This window comes from Micromonospora sp. II, assembly GCF_001709195.1.
Taxonomy (GTDB): Bacteria; Actinomycetota; Actinomycetes; order Mycobacteriales; family Micromonosporaceae; genus Micromonospora; species Micromonospora chalcea.
The window spans coordinates 85,307-100,215 of the sequence record NZ_LYXF01000006.1 but is presented as its reverse complement, the minus strand read 5'-3'; the positions used below and the strand labels follow the sequence as shown (position 1 = coordinate 100,215).

Genomic DNA, 14,909 nt, shown 5'->3' with positions numbered 1-14,909 from the left:
GCCTATGCGCTGCCGGGCGACAGGCCGCCCGCGCCCGCTCGCGGTCCGGGCAACGGGACGGCCCGCGTGGCCCGCCTCACAGCGGGACCGGCGCGGGCCGTCGGGAGCCTGCCGTCGGGCGGGCGACGGCGCTCCGTCGCCCGCCGCGCGGCTCAGCGGGGCTGGTTCGGGTCCTCGCGGTCGAACCGCTGGGTGCGCTCGTCGTCGGCGGTGGGCGTCGACGCGCCCGGTTCGGCGGACTGGCGCGGGATCGCCTGCGTCGGGTCGGCCGACGGCGGCTGGCCGAACGGCGGCGCGGACTGCGGCGAGCCGTACTGCGGCGCCTGCTGCGGACCGGCGAACGGCGAGCCGGCCTGCGGGGCCGGCTGCGGGTCGGCGAACGGCGGGCCGGACTGCGGGGCGTGCGGCGGCGCGGTGTTGAACGGCGGCGCCGACTGCGGCTGGCCGTACTGGCCGGGCTGCTGCGGCCAGCCGGGCGGCGGCGAGCCGGCCTGCGGGTAGCCCGGGCCGGGCTGCTGCGGGTAGCCACCCGGACCGGGGTAGCCGCCGGGCTGCCCCGGCTGCTGCGGCCAGCCGGGCTGGGCCTGGCCGTACACGCCCGGCTGCGCCTTGGGCTTCGGCACGTAGTAGAGGGTGCGCCAGATCTTGAACACCACGAACGCGGCGACCGCGAAGAGCGCCAACCAGGCAGCGCGGGTCAGCAGACCGAGGAACGCATCGAGCACCTCACCGTCGGCGAGCCGGCCGACCAGCCAGATCAGGAACGTCAGCGCGCCGAACACGGCGGACACGGCGTACTCGACCAGCGCCACCTGCGTGATCAGCTTGGCCTTCGGCACGACCGGGCGGATCACGGTGGCGATCAGGACGGCGAGCAACGGCAGGACCGTCGCCTCCAGGCCGACGAAGCTGAAGTACGTGCTTCCCGCCCGGCCGCTGAACGTGCTGTAGTCGTCGACCGGCACCAGCAGGCGCAGCAGGCCGACGAAGAGCAGCACGGCGTTGGCGCCGAGAAGGACGAGCGCGGCCAGTTCGCGCAACGGCTTGATCAACTGGCTGGCCTGCGCGGCGTCGCCGGACGCGGGCTCGGCGGGGCTGGTCACGGACTCCCCCAGGGGACGAAAGCGGACAGTTGCCGAAGTGAGCGTAGTCTCTCCGGCCACCGAGCGATCGACGGCGGCACGTGCGGAAGGATGGACGCATGCGCATCGTGGTTCTGACCGGCGGCATCGGGGGCGCCCGTTTCCTGCTCGGCGTACGGGCGTACGCCCGCGAGGTGGGCGCCGAGGTGACCGCCGTGGTGAACGTCGGCGACGATCTGCTGCTGCACGGGCTGAAGGTCTGCCCCGACCTGGACAGCGTGCTCTACACGCTCGGCGGCGGCGCCGACCCGGAACGCGGCTGGGGCCGGGTCGGCGAGACCTGGACGGTGAAGAACGAGCTGGCCGCGTACGGCGCGGAGCCGAGCTGGTTCGGTCTGGGCGACAAGGACATCGCCACCCACCTGGTCCGCACCACGATGCTCAACGCCGGCTATCCGCTGTCCCAGGTCACCGAGGCGCTGGCGGCGCGCTGGCAACCGGGCGTACGGCTGCTGCCGGCCACCGACGAGCGCCTGGAGACCCATGCCGTCGTCACCGACGAGCAGGGGCGGCGCGCGATCCACTTCCAGGAGTGGTGGGTGCGGTACCGCGCCGACGTACCCACCGACCGGTTCGTCTTCGTGGGCGCCGAAGCGGCGAAGCCCGCGCCCGGCGTGGTGGAGGCGATCGCCGCCGCGGACGTGGTGCTGATCGCGCCCAGCAACCCGGTCGTCAGCATCGCCCCGGTGCTGGCCGTGCCCGGCCTGCGCGACGCGGTGACCGGCGGGCCGGCCCCGGTGATCGGGGTGTCACCGATCATCGGCGGCGCGCCGGTACGCGGCATGGCCGACCGCTGCCTCGCCGTGCTCGGCGTGGAGTGCAGCGCGGCCGGGGTGGCCGGCCTCTACGGCGCCCGGTCCACCGGCGGGCTGCTCGACGGCTGGCTGGTGGCGCCGGAGGACGAGGGCACGGCGGTGCCGGACGTGGTGGTCCGCGCGGCGCCGCTGCGGATGACCGACGAGGCGGCGACCGCCGCGATGGTGCGCGCCGCGCTGGAGCTGATGTGAGGCTGGAGATTCTGCCGGTGCAGGGCATCGGCGACGTGACCGAGGGCGACGACCTGGCGGCGCTGATCGCCGGCGCGGCGCCGTGGCTGCGTGACGGCGACGTGCTGGTGGTCACCAGCAAGATCGTGTCGAAGGCGGAGGGCCGGCTGGTCGACGTGCCCGCCGACGGTCCGGAACGGCTCGAGGCGCGGGACCGGATCCTGGACGGCGAGACCGCCCGGGTGGTGGCGACGCGGGGCGCCACCCGGATCGTGCAGACCCACCACGGGTTCGTGATGGCCTCCGCCGGCATCGACGCGTCGAACGTGGACAAGACCCGCCTGGTGCTGTTGCCGGCCGACCCGGACGCCTCCGCGCGGGCGTTGCGTGCCGCGCTGCGCGACCGGTACGGCCTCGACGTCGCCGTGATCGTCAGCGACACCATGGGCCGCCCGTGGCGCAACGGGCTCACCGACGTGGCGCTCGGGGTGGCGGGCATGCCGGCGATCCGCGACCACCGGGGCGAGGTCGACCCGTACGGCAACGAACTGTTCGTCACCCAGATGGCGGTGGTCGACGAACTGGCCGGCGCCGGCGAGCTGATCAAGGGCAAGTGCGACCAGGTGCCGGTCGCGGTGGTCCGGGGTTATCTCGGCACCCCCCGGGACGACGACGAGGGCGCCCGGGCGCTCGTCCGCGACGCCTCGATGGACCTGTTCTCGCTCGGTACCGCCGAGGCGCGCGCCGCCGGCCTGCGGGCGGCGGCGACGCTGCCGGACCGGCCCGGGCCGGAGCCCGCCGACGCGGACGCGGTGCGGCGGGCGATCGGCTCGGTGGCCGACGTGGTCGCGCCAGGCACGACCTTCACGCACGTCACAGACGACGAGGTACGCGCCGGGCTCGCCGCCACCGTGCCCGGCTGGCCCGCCTCGGCCACCGGCCTGCTGCTCGGCGCGGCGCCGACCCCGCTCGACCCGGCGGACCTGGTCCGGTTCGGCGCGGACGTGCAACGCCTGCGCGCCGCGCTGGCCGCCGAGGGAATCGGTTCCGTCCTGCTCCCGCCCCCGGCCGGCAGCGCCGCCAGCGCCACGCTGGCGCTCTGAGACGGCCCGGCGGAGGTCAGGCGTCGAGGACGGCTCGGCCCAGCGGCGTCAGCGTGTGCAGGACGGTGTTGCGCTCGCGCTGACTGACCAGCAGCCCGGCGTTGCGCAGCACTGTGGTGTGCTGGCTGGCCGCGGCGGCGGAGATGTGCAGCCGGCGGGCCATCTCGCCGGTCGTGCAGCCCTCGTCGGCGGCATGCAGCACCCGCGACCGGGTGCGGCCGATCAGGGCCGCGAGCGCCTCGCCCTGGGGTGACCCGGCGGCGCCGGACGCCGGTGTCAGGCCGGCCAGCCGGTCCACCGGGTAGACGAGCACCGGCGGCAGGGTCGGGTCGACGAGCGCCACCGGGGTACGCGAGCAGAAGAACGACGGGACGAGCAGCAGCCCGCGCCCGTCCAGGTGCAGTTCCCGGGTGTCCGGATAGTCGAGCACCTCCAGCACGCCGGAGTTCCACCGCATGTTCGGACGCAGGCTGGCCAGCAGCCCTTCGGCGCCGCCGTCGAGCATGGCGCGGGCACGCCGGGCCCGGTCCGCCTCGACCGCTGCCTGCACCCGGGCCCAGTACGGCGTGACGGCCAGCGACTGGTATCGCGCCATGGAGTCGGTGAGGTGGTGCAGTGTCTCCGGCTCACCCCGGGCGAGCGCCGTCGCCGAGGGCGGCAACGTGGTCTCCTCGGCGAGCCGGGTCAGGTCGCGGCGCAGCATGTCCGTAGGGGTGCCGCGGACCGCGTCCAGCCCCACCTCGAAGCCCTCCCGGCTGGCGAACGGGGTGAGGAAGTCGGGGAAGTAGCCACGCGGCGGGTTGAGCGCGAGGAGCAGGCGGTACTGCTCGGCGTCGCTGTCGGTGCGCAGCCCGTGCGCCACGGTCCGCCGCCATGTGGTCATCATCGGGTCGCGGCTGCGCCCCTGGAGCAGGTGCAGGCTGAGAACCAGCTCCCAGAGCGGGTCCGCGCGCGGGGCGACCCGGGTCCGCAGGACGTCTTCGCCCGAGAAAACGATCTTCAACATGGAGTGCTCCCGTGCGGACGGCGGGGGTGCCCGCCACGGCTCGACTTTACCCGTCGGCAGTAATCTCCATCTTTAAGCCTGAGGTGAAAGACCTCGACGGTGAGGTGACCGGTTCGGCAAACTCTTCCTTGCCCGCCGACGCCGGGGCGCAGTCTCGACCCGGTCGCCGGCTGACGGGCGTGGCCGGGCGGCACCACGAGGGTCTGCGACATCGTCGCAGGGGTGCCGCCCGGCTTTCGCTCATCCGCCGGTGGGTCGCCGCGCAGACGCAGCGCAGTGGCGCTCGTAGAGTGTCCGGGTGCCCGACACCGATCTCACCACGTACGCCGACCTGCACGCCGACGCCGTCGCGGCGCTGAGCCGCTGGACGGCGACCAGCCCGGCCGCCGGCGCCGCCCGGGACCGGACGTTGGCGCTGCTGGCCGACGGGCCGGCGGCGATGAGCCGGACACACCGGGCGGGGCACGTCACCGCCAGCGCGCTCGTGCTCGACCCGGACGGCCGGGTGCTGCTCTGCCTGCACGGCAAGATCCGCAGGTGGGTGCAGCTCGGCGGGCACTGCGAGCCGGGCGACCGGACGCTGGTGGCGGCCGCGCTGCGCGAGGCCACCGAGGAGTCCGGCATCGCCGGTCTGACGATCGAGCCGGAACCGATCGACGTGGACATCCACCAGGTCGCCTGCCAGGGCGGGTCGTTCCACTACGACGTCCGGTACGCGGTGCTGGCCCCGGCCGGGGCGGTCGAGCAGGTGAGCGCGGAGTCCGAGGCGCTCGGCTGGTTCCCGCCGGACCGGCTGCCCGAGCCGCTCGCCCACGCGACGGCCCAGCTGGTGCCACCGGCGCTCGCCGTGCTGGCCCGTCGCGCCGCCCGCTGACCGGAAGCGGGCGGCCGCACCGGCCGGATCAGACCAGGCCCTCCTCGCCGCGTTCCTTCAGCTCGTCCACGACCTTCTTCACGTCCTGCGCGCGGTCACGCGGGCAGACCAGCAGCGCGTCCGGGGTGTCCACCACGATCAGGTCGTGCACCCCCACGGTGGCGACGAGCCGGCCGGAGTGCGACACCACGACCGTGCCGGTGGTGTCGTGCAGCAGCACGCCCGGCTTGGCGTCGCCGCCCAGCACCACGTTGCCGGCGCCGTCGGCCGGCAGCACCTCGCCGAGCGTGTGGAAGTCACCGACGTCGTTCCAGCCGAAGTCACCCGGCACGGTGCCCACCCGGCCCGCCGTCGCCGCGCCCTCCATCACCGCGTAGTCGACCGAGATCCGGGGTAGCGTCGGCCAGACCCGGCCCAGCACGTCGTCCTGCTGCGGGGTGCCCCACGCCGCCGCGATGGCGGTGATCCCGGCGTGCAGCTCCGGCTCCTGGCGGGCCAGCTCGGCGAGGAAGACGTCCACCCGCCAGACGAACATGCTGGCGTTCCAGAGGTGCCGGCCGGAGTTGACGTAGACCTCGGCCACCTCGGCGGCCGGCTTCTCCTTGAACTCGCGCACCGGGCGCAGCGTGCCGTCCCCCACCGGGTCGCCGGTCTCCAAGTAGCCGTAGCCGGTCTCCGGGCGGGTCGGGGTGATGCCCACCGTCATCAGCAGCCCCTGCTCCGCGCCGCGGATGGCCTGCCGTACCACCTCCGCCAGCCGGGCCGGGTCGCCGATCAGGTGATCGGCGGCGAACGAGCCCATCACCGCGTCCGGCGTACGCGCGGCGATCACCGCGGCGGCCAGCGCGATCGCCGCGCAGGAGTCGCGGGGCGACGGCTCGACCAGGATGTTCTCCTCCGGCACGCCGGCCAGCTGCCGGGCCACCGCCGCGGCGTGCGCGGCCCCGGTGACCACGAGCGTGCGCTCCGGTGTGGTCAACGGCGACAACCGGTCGACAGTGGCCTGCAGGAGCGAGGCCGGCGTGCCGGTCAGCGGGTGGAGGAATTTGGGATGGCCGGCACGGGACAGCGGCCACAACCGTGTGCCACTGCCACCCGCCGGGATGACGGCGTAGAACATCAGCACATCATGCCCGAAGCGGGCGAGTCGTCACGGTCGGTCGGCCGGGGCCGCCCCGCCGGCCCTCAGGACCGGGCCCGTCGCCAGGCCGCGATGTGCACGTCCGCGCTGGACTCCCAGGTGAACTCCTTGGCCCGGTCGAACCCGGCCTTTGCCAGCGAGAGCCGCCGCGGCTCGTCGTCCAGCAGAGCGGCCAGGTCGGCGGCGATCTGGTCCGGGTCCTCGCTGGTGTACGCCACCGCGTCGCCGCCCACCTCGGGCAGGGACAGGCGCGGCGTGGTGAGCACCGGGGCCGCGCACGCCATCGCCTCCAGGATCGGCAGGCCGAAGCCCTCGCCGTAGGAGGGGTAGGCGGCCACGAGCGCGCCACCCAGGAAGCCGGGCAGATCGGCGTAACGCAGGTAGCCCGGGCGCAGCAGCCGCAGGTGCGACGGCACCTCGGCCACCGCGCGGTCGATGTCGTCGTCGTGCCCCTGCCCGCCCGCGACCACGAGCGCCGGCGGGTTCGGCCGGTCGGCCACCGCCCGCGCCCAGCCGCGGATCAGGTTGGGTACGTTCTTGCGCGGCTCCTTGGCCCCGAGGAACGCGACGTAGCTGCTGTCGCCCAGCCCCAGGCGGGCCCGCACGCGCGCCTTCTCCTCGTCGCCGGGCGCGTGGAAGGCGTCCTGGTCGACGCCGTGATAGGCGACGTCGATCCGGGTCGGGTCGGCGTCCAGCAGCCGGATCAGCTCGTCCCGGGTGGCCTTGCTCGGCACGATCACCCGGCCGGCCCGCCGCAGCGAGGTCTTGATGGCGCTGCGGAAGAACGTCCGGCGCGACTTGTCGTAGTGCTCCGGCTCGGTGAAGAACGTCGCGTCGTGCACGGTGACCGTCACCGGGCATCCGGCCCGCAGCGGACAGGTGTAGAAGGGCGAGTGCAGCACCTCCGCGCCCACCTGCTGGGCCAGCAGCGGCAGGCCGGTCTGCTCCCAGGCCAGCCGCGCCGGCCGGTGCGCCACCGCCGCCGGGGCGGGGATCACCTCGGCGCCCGGCAGCATCCGGGTGTAGCGCTCCAGGTCGGTGCGGAGGCTCACCACCGCCAGGTCGACGCCGGTGCCGCAGACCCGGCCCAGCGCGCCGAGCAGTCCGTCGACGTATCTACCGACGCCGCCACGGTCGGCGGGGACACTCGTGGCGTCGATGAGAACGCGGGGCGGGCGACCGGCGGTCACGGGGCGGCTCCTCAGATGGCGCAGTTGTGGGGAAGAACACTGTCGGCAAGCGTACGCCGCGCCGGGCGCACAACGCTGACCGCGACCCGACGGTACGCCGACTTGACGTTGTCATCGAGTACGCACGCGGGGCGCGTATCGTTCGCGCCGATGGCCGACAACATTGCCCGGGTGTTCGCCGACGCGATCGCGCCGGACCCCACCCGACCGCTGCTGACCTGGTACGACGACGCCACCGGCGAGCGCACCGAACTGTCCGGCGCGACGCTTGCGAACTGGGTGGCGAAGACCGCGAACCTGCTCACCGACGAGATCGGCGCCGCGCCGGGCGACCCGGCCGGCGTGTTGCTGCCGCCGCACTGGCAGACCGCCGCCGTGCTGCTCGGCTGCTGGTCGGCGAAACTGACGGTGACCGACGCGCCGGGGCCGGTGGAGGTGCTGTTCGTGGCCGCCGACCGGGTGGACGAGGCGGCCGGGTGGCCGGCCGGCGAGCGGTACGCGCTGGCGCTCGACCCGTTCGCGCTGCCGATGCGGCAGGTGCCCGCCGGCTACGCCGACTTCGTGACGGCGGTACGCGGACACGGCGACCACTTCACGCCGTACCCCGAGGGTGGCGAGGGGGACGCGGCGCTGCTGGCCCGCGCGACGGCCCGCGCCACCGAGCTGGGCCTGACCCAGGGCGACCGCCTCCTGGTAGACGTGACCACCCACCCCGACCCGGTCGACTGGCTGCTCACCCCGCTCACGGCAGGAGCCAGCGTGGTGGCGTGCGCCCACCCCGACCCGACCCGCCTGGCTTCCCGCGCCGAAACCGAGAAGACCACCCACACCCTGCCCTGACCCTCGCCCGCCCTCTCCCCGTTGATCTTGCAGTTTCGGCCCTCGGGGCGGGTGATTCGCCCCGTTCGCCGGGGCAGAAAGTGCAAGATCAACGGGCGGGTCGACGGGGACGGCGGGATCAGCGAGGCGAGACGGGGCTGTCGGTGGTGGACCGGCGCTGGGCCAGGGCGGCGAACGCCGTCAGGGACTCGGGGTTGGCCAGGGCGCCCTTGGCCGCCGCGCTGTCCACCGGGGTACCCGTGAGGATCTTCTTGACCGGGACCTCCAGCTTCTTGGCGCTCAACGTTCTCGGCACGGCCCGGACCTGGTGGATCTCGTCCGGCACGTGCCGCGGCGACAGCGCGGTACGCAGCTCCCGGCAGATCTTCTTACGCATGTCGTCGTCCAGCTCCAGGCCCTCGGCGAGCACCACGAACAGCAGCAGCTCACCCGCGCCGCCCTCGTCGTCCTCCAGGTGCACGACCACCGAGTCGACCACCTCGTCCAGGCCCTCGACCACGGAGTAGAACTCGGCGGTGCCGAGCCGCACCCCGCCCCGGTTGAGCGTGGCGTCGGACCGGCCGGTGATCACGCACCCGCCGCGCTCGTTCACGGTGATCCAGTCGCCGTGCCGCCACACCCCGGGATAGACCTCGAAGTACGCCTCCCGGTAGCGCGCGCCGTCCCTGTCGTTCCAGAACCCGACCGGCATGCTCGGCATCGGCTCGGTGATCACCAGCTCGCCGAGCTGCCCGATCACCGCGCTGCCGTCGGCCGAGCGGGCCTCCACCTTCGCGCCCAGCGCCCGGCAGGCGATCTCCCCCGCGTACACCGGCAGCAGCGGCACGCCGCCGACGAACCCGGTGCACACGTCAGTGCCGCCGGACAGCGACTGGAGCTGGAGGCGGTCGCTGACGTTCTCGTACACCCAGGTGAAGCCCTCGGCCGGCAGCGGCGCGCCGGTCGAGCCGAGGCCGCGCACCGCGGACAGGTCGGCGACCTCGCGCGGCACCAGGCCGGCCTTGCGGCAGGCCAGCAGGAACGGCGCGGACGTGCCGAAGTACGTGGTGCCGGTGTCGGCGGCCAGCCGCCACAGCGCACCCAGGTCGGGGTGGCCCGGGTTGCCGTCGAACAGCACGATCGCCGCGCCCACCGCCGGGCCGGAGACCAGGAAGTTCCACATCATCCAGCCGGTCGTGGTGAACCACAGGAACCGGTCGGACGGACCCAGGTCGTGGTGCAGCGCCAGCATCTTGAGGTGTTCCAGCAGGATGCCGCCGTGGCCGTGCACGATCGGCTTGGGCAGGCCGGTGGTGCCGGAGGAGTAGAGCACGTAGAGCGGGTGGTCGAACGCCACCGGCGTGAACGTCAACGGCTCGTCGGTCGGCGCCGCCAGCTCCGTCCACGGCAGCGCGCCGTCGGGGGCCGGGCCGTCCGGATCGAGGTACGCGATGGCGACCGTGTGCCGCAGCGACGGCAGCGCGGCCCGGATCGCGGCCACCTCGGCGCGCCTGTCCACAGGCTTGTCGCCGTACCGGTAGCCGTCCACTGCCACCAGCACCGTCGGTTCGATCTGCTGCCAGCGGTCGGTGACGCTGCGGGTGCCGAACTCGGGCGCGCAGGAGGAGAAGATCGCGCCGAGGCTGGCGGTGGCGAGCAGCAGGACGTACGTCTCCGGGATGTTCGGCGCGTACGCGGCCACCCGGTCGCCCGCACCCACGCCGAGGCGGCGCAGCCCGGCCGCCACCCGGCGGACCCGCTCGCGCAGCTCGGCGGCGGTGAGCGTCTCCGGGGCGCGGGTCTGCCCGTGCGCGATCACCGCCGGGTCGTCGTCGCCCAGCCCCGGCATGCGCAGCACGTTCTCGGCGTAGTTGAGCGTCGCGCCGGGGAACCAGCGGGCGCCGGGCATGGCCCGGTCGGTCAGCGTCGCCGTCGGCGGGGTGTGCGCGACCACGTCGAACCAGTCCCAGATCGAGCGCCAGAACGCCTCCAGGTCGGTCACCGACCACTGCCACAGCGCGTCGTAGTCGGCGAACTCCAGCCCGCGGTGCTCGGCCAGCCAGCGCAGGTAGTCACCGATCCGGGACCGCTCCCGCACGTCCGCCGGCGGCGTCCACAGCACGTCAGCCACTGATCCACCCTCCCTGAGGCCCTGCCACGACGGTGTGCCGGGGCCGTGGCGCCATCTTGCCCTACCTCGTGCCGCCATTGTCCGCGCCGGGCACGGCGCACGGGGCGTGGCCCGCCCACACCCCGCACCCCCACCCCATGTGGCCCGCGTGTAAGGAAGGGCCCCCTGTTAACGCCTCCGGTAGAGAAAGGGCCCCTTGTTAACACCTCGCCCTCCGCGGGTGTCCAGGCGCCGGTGGAGGCGGCGTGTGTCGGCGGGGGTGTTAATAGGGGTCCCCTCCTCTACCGGAGGCGTTAACAAGGGGCCCTTCCTTGCACCTCAGCCGGCGCGGTGGGCCTGGATCGCCCGGCGGCGGGCCAGCCGGTGCGCCCGCCGGATCTCGGCCTCCCGGAAGCGGCGCTCGTCCTCCGGCGTCTCCGGCAGCACCGGCCGGACCGGACGGGGCGTGCCACCCACGTCGACGCCCACGAAGACCAGGTACGCGGTGGCGACCCGGACCGGCTCCTCCTCGGCCGAGTCCCAGCGCTCGGCGACCACCTTCACCCCGACCTCCATCGAGGTGCTGCCGGTCCAGTTGATCTGGGCGTGCGCGTGCACGAGGTCGCCCACCCGGACCGGCTCGGAGAAGACGATCTCATCGATGGAGGCGGTCACCGCGGTGCCGCCACTGTGCCGGGCCGCCGCCGCGCCGGCAACGTCGTCCACGAATTTCATCAGTACCCCACCGTGCACGGTCCCGTACAGATTGACATCGACCGCGGTCATGATGCGACTGAGCGTGACGCGGGAGTACGAGGTCGGTTTACCCGGCGGGACCGCGGGATGATCTGTCATGCCGAAAACGGTACGGTGCGCGGATGCGACATCTCTGGAGCTTCCTCGCCGGGTTGGCGGTGGCGCCCGTCACCTGGGTGCTCGTCACGCTCGGTCAGGACGGATCTGAGCGGACCGTCGACCGCTGGGTGGAGATCGGGACGTACAGCACGCCGAACCTGATCGAGCCGGCCGTCTATCTGGGCGTCGCCGGCATCCTGCTCGGCCTGCTCGGCACGTTGCGCTTCTCGCCGCTCGGCCCGCTCGTGGCCGGCCTGCTGCTCGCGGTCCCGTACCTCGGGCTGTTCGTCGCGCCGTTCAGCGTGCGGGACCGGGTGCCCGGTGACCTGAAGCTGCTCGGTGACCCGCTGCCGCTGCGCGACCCGCTCGACAACGGCACGCTGTTCCTCATCGGCGTGCTGCTGCTGATGGCCGTGTTCAGCACGAGCCGCTGGCGGCGTCCCGCCACACCCACGCCGGCCGAGGCGGAGCTGACCCCGGCCGCCGCGCCGGTGGAGCACAAGCCGACGCTCACCGACTGGCCTCCGGCGCCGGCGAAGGACCCGGACACGCCACCGCTCACGCTGGCGTACCCCGAGAGCCCGACCGAGCCGCTGCCCCGCCGTACCGGCGGCGAGTCGCCGTGGTCCGCCCCGCCGCGCGGCGCGGGCCGGCCGGAGGGCACCGAGAGCCGTTGAACGAGCGCGGGCGGGCCGGTGTGCACCGGCCCGCCCGCCCGAACGCCTCCGGTCAGCCCTTGAGCAGCTGACGGGCCATGACGATGCGCTGCACCTGGTTGGTGCCCTCGTAGATCTGGGTGATCTTGGCGTCCCGCATCATCCGCTCGACCGGGTAGTCGCGGGTGTAGCCGTAGCCGCCGAGCAGCTGGACCGCGTCCGTGGTGATCTCCATGGCGGCGTCTGACGCGAAGCACTTCGCGGCCGCGCCGAAGTAGGTCAGATCCGCGTCGCCGCGCTCGGACCGGCCGGCGGCGGCGTACGTGAGCTGCCGGGCCGCCTCCAGCTTCATGCCCATGTCGGCGAGCATGAACTGGATGCCCTGGAAGTCGGCGACCGGCTTGCCGAACTGCTTGCGCTCCTGGACGTAGCCCTTGGCGTAGTCCAGCGCGCCCTGGGCGATCCCGACGGCCTGCGCGGCGATGGTGACCCGGGTGTGGTCCAGCGTCTTCATCGCGGTGGCGAAGCCGGTGCCCTCGGCGCCGATCATGCGGTCGGCCGGGATCCGTACGTTGTCGAAGTAGACCTCGCGGGTCGGCGAGCCCTTGATGCCGAGCTTCTTCTCCGGGGCGCCGAAGCTGACGCCCGGGTCGGACTTCTCCACGACGAAGGCGGAGATGCCCTTCGACCGGGCTGTGGGATCGGTCACGGCGAAGACGGTGTAGTACTCGGAGACGCCCGCGTTGGTGATCCACCGCTTCACGCCATTGAGCACCCAATGGTCGCCGTCGCGTACCGCCTTGGTGGTCATCGCGGCGGCGTCGGAGCCCGCCTCCGGCTCGGAGAGGCAGTAGGAGAACATGCCCTCCCCGGCCGCTACCGGAGTCAGGTACTTGCGCTTCAGCTCCTCGGAGCCGGCCAGCAGCAGCGGCATGGTGCCCAGCTTGTTCACCGCCGGGATCAGCGAGGACGACGCGCAGGCCCGCGCCACCTCCTCGATCACGATGGCCGTGGCCAGCGCGTCCGCGCCGGCGCCGCCGTACTCGACCGGGATGTGCGGGGCGTGGAAGTCGGCGGACCGCAGCGCCTCGTAGGACGCCTTCGGGAACTCACCTGTCTCATCGGCCTCAGCGGCATGCGGTGCCACCTTGGCCGCACAGACCTCACGGACCGCCTCCCGGATCGCCTCGTGCTCCTCCGGCAACCGGTAGACGTCGAACGACTGCTCTGCGGCCATGTCGGCCCTCCCCTTTCACCGCTATCATGCGCAGTCTGTACCGCCCGGGGGCCGAAGACTGCCGCAAACTGAAGGATAGCCACCGGCCCCTGCCGGACCTTACCGGCGGGTAGGCTCGCGCCCGAGCGTCGCCCGCCCGGCCCCACTACCCTCACAGCAGAAATTCAGTTCCCTCGGTGCCCGGCCCAGGCGCCCCCAGCAGAATGCGACGCATGGAAGCGCCGCCAGTGCGAGCGGAGAAGACAGGCGTGACGATTCCGTACCCGAACACCCAGCCGATGCCCGCCATCGCCGCGGTGACCCCGCCGTCCGGCGCCCCCCGCCCCCGGGTGACGTTCCTCGGCACCGGCTACCTCGGTGCGACCTACGCCATCTGCTACGCCGAACTGGGCTACGAGGTGCTCGGCTTCGACGTCGACGCGGACAAGATCGCCAAGCTGAACGCCGGTGAGGTGCCGATCCACGAGCCCGGCCTCGACGAGCTGCTGCGGCGCAACCTGGCCGCGGGCCGGCTGCGATTCAGCACGGACATCAACGAGACCGCCGACTTCGGCGACGTCCACTTCATCTGCGTCGGCACCCCGCAGCGGGCCGACGGCATGGGCGCCGACCTGTCGTACGTCGAGGCGTCCGTGACCAGCCTGGCCCAGCACCTGACCCGTAAGGCGCTGATCGTCGGCAAGTCCACCGTGCCGGTGGGCACCGCCGAGTGGGTGGAGCAGCTCGTCGGCAAGCACAGCCCGGCCGACCTCGGCGTCGAGGTGGCGTGGAGCCCCGAGTTCCTCCAGGAGGGCTTCGCCGTCGACGACGTGCTGCGTCCGAACCGGATCGTGGTCGGCGTCAAGAGCGAGTGGGCAAACGGCATGCTCTACGCCGCGCACAAGGGCGTCTTCGACCTCGCCGCCACCGAGGACCGCGAGGTACCGCTCGTGGTCACCGACTTCGCCACCGCCGAGCTGGTCAAGGTCGCCGCGAACGCGTTCCTCGCCACCAAGATCTCCTTCATCAACGCGATGGCGGAGGTCTGCGAGGCCGCCGGCGGCGACGTCACCCAGCTGGCCCGCTCGATCGGCTACGACCCGCGCATCGGCAACCGCTTCCTCCAGGCCGGACTCGGCTTCGGCGGCGCGTGCCTGCCCAAGGACATCCGCGCCTTCCAGGCCCGCGCGCAGGAGCTGGGCGCCGGTGAGGCGCTGCGCTTCCTGCACGAGGTCGACCTGATCAACCTGCGCCGGCGCAGCCGCGTCGTGCAGCTCGCCGCCGAGTTGCTCGGCCGCCGCTCCGGCCCGGCCGGGCCGGACCTGTCCGGCACCCGCGTCGCGGTGCTCGGCGCCACGTTCAAGCCCAACACCGACGACGTACGCGACGCGCCGGCGCTCGCGGTCGCCGCGCTGCTCGGCAAGGCCGGCGCCGACGTGCACGTGTTCGACCCGCAGGGGATCGAGAACGCGCGCCGCGCGGTGCCCGAGCTGACGTACGAGGAGACCATGAACGACGCCGTCCGCGGCGCCGACCTGGTCTGCGTACTCACCGAGTGGGCCGAGTTCCGCAACGCCGACCCGGTGGCCCTGGGCGAGCTGGCCAACGGCCGCAAGGTGGTCGACGGGCGCAACTGCCTCGACTCCACACTGTGGACGCAGGCCGGCTGGGAGTACCGCGGCATGGGCCGCCCCTGATCCGCTGACCGCGCGGACCGGCCGCCGGGAACGTCTCCCGGCGGCCGGTCCGCTTTTTGTTGTCCGGAACGCGGCGGCAACTGTCGAAATCCCGGCCCACTCAAGGCATGCTGC

13 protein-coding genes are annotated in these 14,909 nt (G+C 73.4%); 6 read left to right on the top strand and 7 right to left on the bottom strand.

Annotation, left to right across the window (positions count from 1 at the left end; all coding sequences use genetic code 11):
• Positions 1–152 precede the first annotated feature (152 nt).
• On the bottom strand, positions 153–1,103 hold the full coding sequence (locus A8711_RS03630; protein ID WP_069087436.1) for a hypothetical protein: 951 nt from the start codon (positions 1,101–1,103) through the stop codon (positions 153–155).
• Positions 1,104–1,201: 98 nt separating this feature from the next.
• On the opposite strand from A8711_RS03630, the gene cofD reads away from it, so the two are divergent.
• Together cofD and A8711_RS03620 are read left to right on the top strand one after the other, a co-directional pair.
• Positions 1,202–2,149, top strand: a complete 948-nt coding sequence (gene cofD / locus A8711_RS03625) for a 2-phospho-L-lactate transferase (protein ID WP_069087435.1) — start codon at positions 1,202–1,204, stop codon at positions 2,147–2,149.
• Positions 2,146–3,231 (top strand): coenzyme F420-0:L-glutamate ligase, encoded by a 1,086-nt coding sequence (locus A8711_RS03620; protein WP_069087434.1) that lies wholly within the window; start codon positions 2,146–2,148, stop codon positions 3,229–3,231. The genes cofD and A8711_RS03620 overlap by 4 nt, the downstream gene beginning before the upstream one ends.
• A 16-nt stretch (positions 3,232–3,247) precedes the next feature.
• Here the strand turns inward: A8711_RS03620 and A8711_RS03615 are convergent, their stop codons facing one another.
• Positions 3,248–4,237 carry a helix-turn-helix transcriptional regulator gene (locus A8711_RS03615; protein WP_043326482.1) on the bottom strand — a complete coding sequence of 330 codons (990 nt, stop codon included), beginning with the start codon at positions 4,235–4,237 and terminating at the stop codon, positions 3,248–3,250.
• A gap of 298 nt (positions 4,238–4,535) precedes the next feature.
• Here A8711_RS03615 and A8711_RS03610 point away from each other — a divergent pair, with 298 nt between their 5' ends.
• Complete coding sequence (locus A8711_RS03610) at positions 4,536–5,111, top strand: NUDIX hydrolase (RefSeq protein ID WP_064447703.1); 576 nt, start codon at positions 4,536–4,538, stop codon at positions 5,109–5,111.
• Between the two features lie 28 nt (positions 5,112–5,139).
• Here A8711_RS03610 and A8711_RS03605 read toward each other — a convergent pair whose 3' ends face one another.
• Positions 5,140–6,231 (bottom strand): mannose-1-phosphate guanylyltransferase, encoded by a 1,092-nt coding sequence (locus tag A8711_RS03605; protein WP_069087482.1) that lies wholly within the window; start codon positions 6,229–6,231, stop codon positions 5,140–5,142.
• A gap of 65 nt (positions 6,232–6,296) precedes the next feature.
• The gene (locus A8711_RS03600; RefSeq protein WP_030501347.1) at positions 6,297–7,442 is read right to left on the bottom strand and encodes a glycosyltransferase family 1 protein; all 1,146 of its coding nucleotides are present in this window, start codon (positions 7,440–7,442) and stop codon (positions 6,297–6,299) included.
• A 150-nt stretch (positions 7,443–7,592) separates the two neighbouring features.
• Here A8711_RS03600 and A8711_RS03595 point away from each other — a divergent pair, with 150 nt between their 5' ends.
• A complete protein-coding gene (locus A8711_RS03595) occupies positions 7,593–8,282 on the top strand; it encodes a TIGR03089 family protein (protein ID WP_043326485.1) in 690 nt (229 codons plus the stop codon).
• Between the two features lie 118 nt (positions 8,283–8,400).
• Here the strand turns inward: A8711_RS03595 and A8711_RS03590 are convergent, their stop codons facing one another.
• Entirely contained in the window at positions 8,401–10,392 is a 1,992-nt protein-coding gene (locus A8711_RS03590; protein WP_043326486.1) for an acetoacetate--CoA ligase, read from the bottom strand.
• A gap of 318 nt (positions 10,393–10,710) precedes the next feature.
• Positions 10,711–11,226 carry an acyl-CoA thioesterase gene (locus A8711_RS03585; protein ID WP_030501344.1) on the bottom strand — a complete coding sequence of 172 codons (516 nt, stop codon included), beginning with the start codon at positions 11,224–11,226 and terminating at the stop codon, positions 10,711–10,713.
• A gap of 23 nt (positions 11,227–11,249) precedes the next feature.
• On the opposite strand from A8711_RS03585, the gene A8711_RS03580 reads away from it, so the two are divergent.
• Positions 11,250–11,903 carry a hypothetical protein gene (locus A8711_RS03580; RefSeq protein WP_043326487.1) on the top strand — a complete coding sequence of 218 codons (654 nt, stop codon included), beginning with the start codon at positions 11,250–11,252 and terminating at the stop codon, positions 11,901–11,903.
• 52 nt (positions 11,904–11,955) lie between these two features.
• On the opposite strand, the gene A8711_RS03575 is transcribed toward A8711_RS03580, so the two are convergent.
• Positions 11,956–13,119, bottom strand: a complete 1,164-nt coding sequence (locus A8711_RS03575) for an acyl-CoA dehydrogenase family protein (protein ID WP_043326488.1) — start codon at positions 13,117–13,119, stop codon at positions 11,956–11,958.
• Positions 13,120–13,367: 248 nt separating this feature from the next.
• Between A8711_RS03575 and A8711_RS03570 the strand changes: the two genes are divergently transcribed.
• The gene (locus tag A8711_RS03570) at positions 13,368–14,795 is read left to right on the top strand and encodes a UDP-glucose/GDP-mannose dehydrogenase family protein (RefSeq protein WP_043326489.1); all 1,428 of its coding nucleotides are present in this window, start codon (positions 13,368–13,370) and stop codon (positions 14,793–14,795) included.
• Positions 14,796–14,909: the final 114 nt, after the last annotated feature.

Excerpts from the sequence above, each read along its gene's own strand:
- cofD (WP_069087435.1), top strand. The coding sequence starts at position 1,202 with ATGCGCATCGTGGTTCTGACCGGCGGCATCGGGGGCGCCCGTTTCCTG.
- A8711_RS03615 (WP_043326482.1), bottom strand. The coding sequence starts at position 4,237 with ATGTTGAAGATCGTTTTCTCGGGCGAAGACGTCCTGCGGACCCGGGTC.
- A8711_RS03605 (WP_069087482.1), bottom strand. The coding sequence starts at position 6,231 with ATGTTCTACGCCGTCATCCCGGCGGGTGGCAGTGGCACACGGTTGTGG.
- A8711_RS03595 (WP_043326485.1), top strand. The coding sequence starts at position 7,593 with ATGGCCGACAACATTGCCCGGGTGTTCGCCGACGCGATCGCGCCGGAC.
- A8711_RS03585 (WP_030501344.1), bottom strand. The coding sequence starts at position 11,226 with ATGACAGATCATCCCGCGGTCCCGCCGGGTAAACCGACCTCGTACTCC.
- A8711_RS03580 (WP_043326487.1), top strand. The coding sequence starts at position 11,250 with ATGCGACATCTCTGGAGCTTCCTCGCCGGGTTGGCGGTGGCGCCCGTC.
- A8711_RS03575 (WP_043326488.1), bottom strand. The coding sequence starts at position 13,119 with ATGGCCGCAGAGCAGTCGTTCGACGTCTACCGGTTGCCGGAGGAGCAC.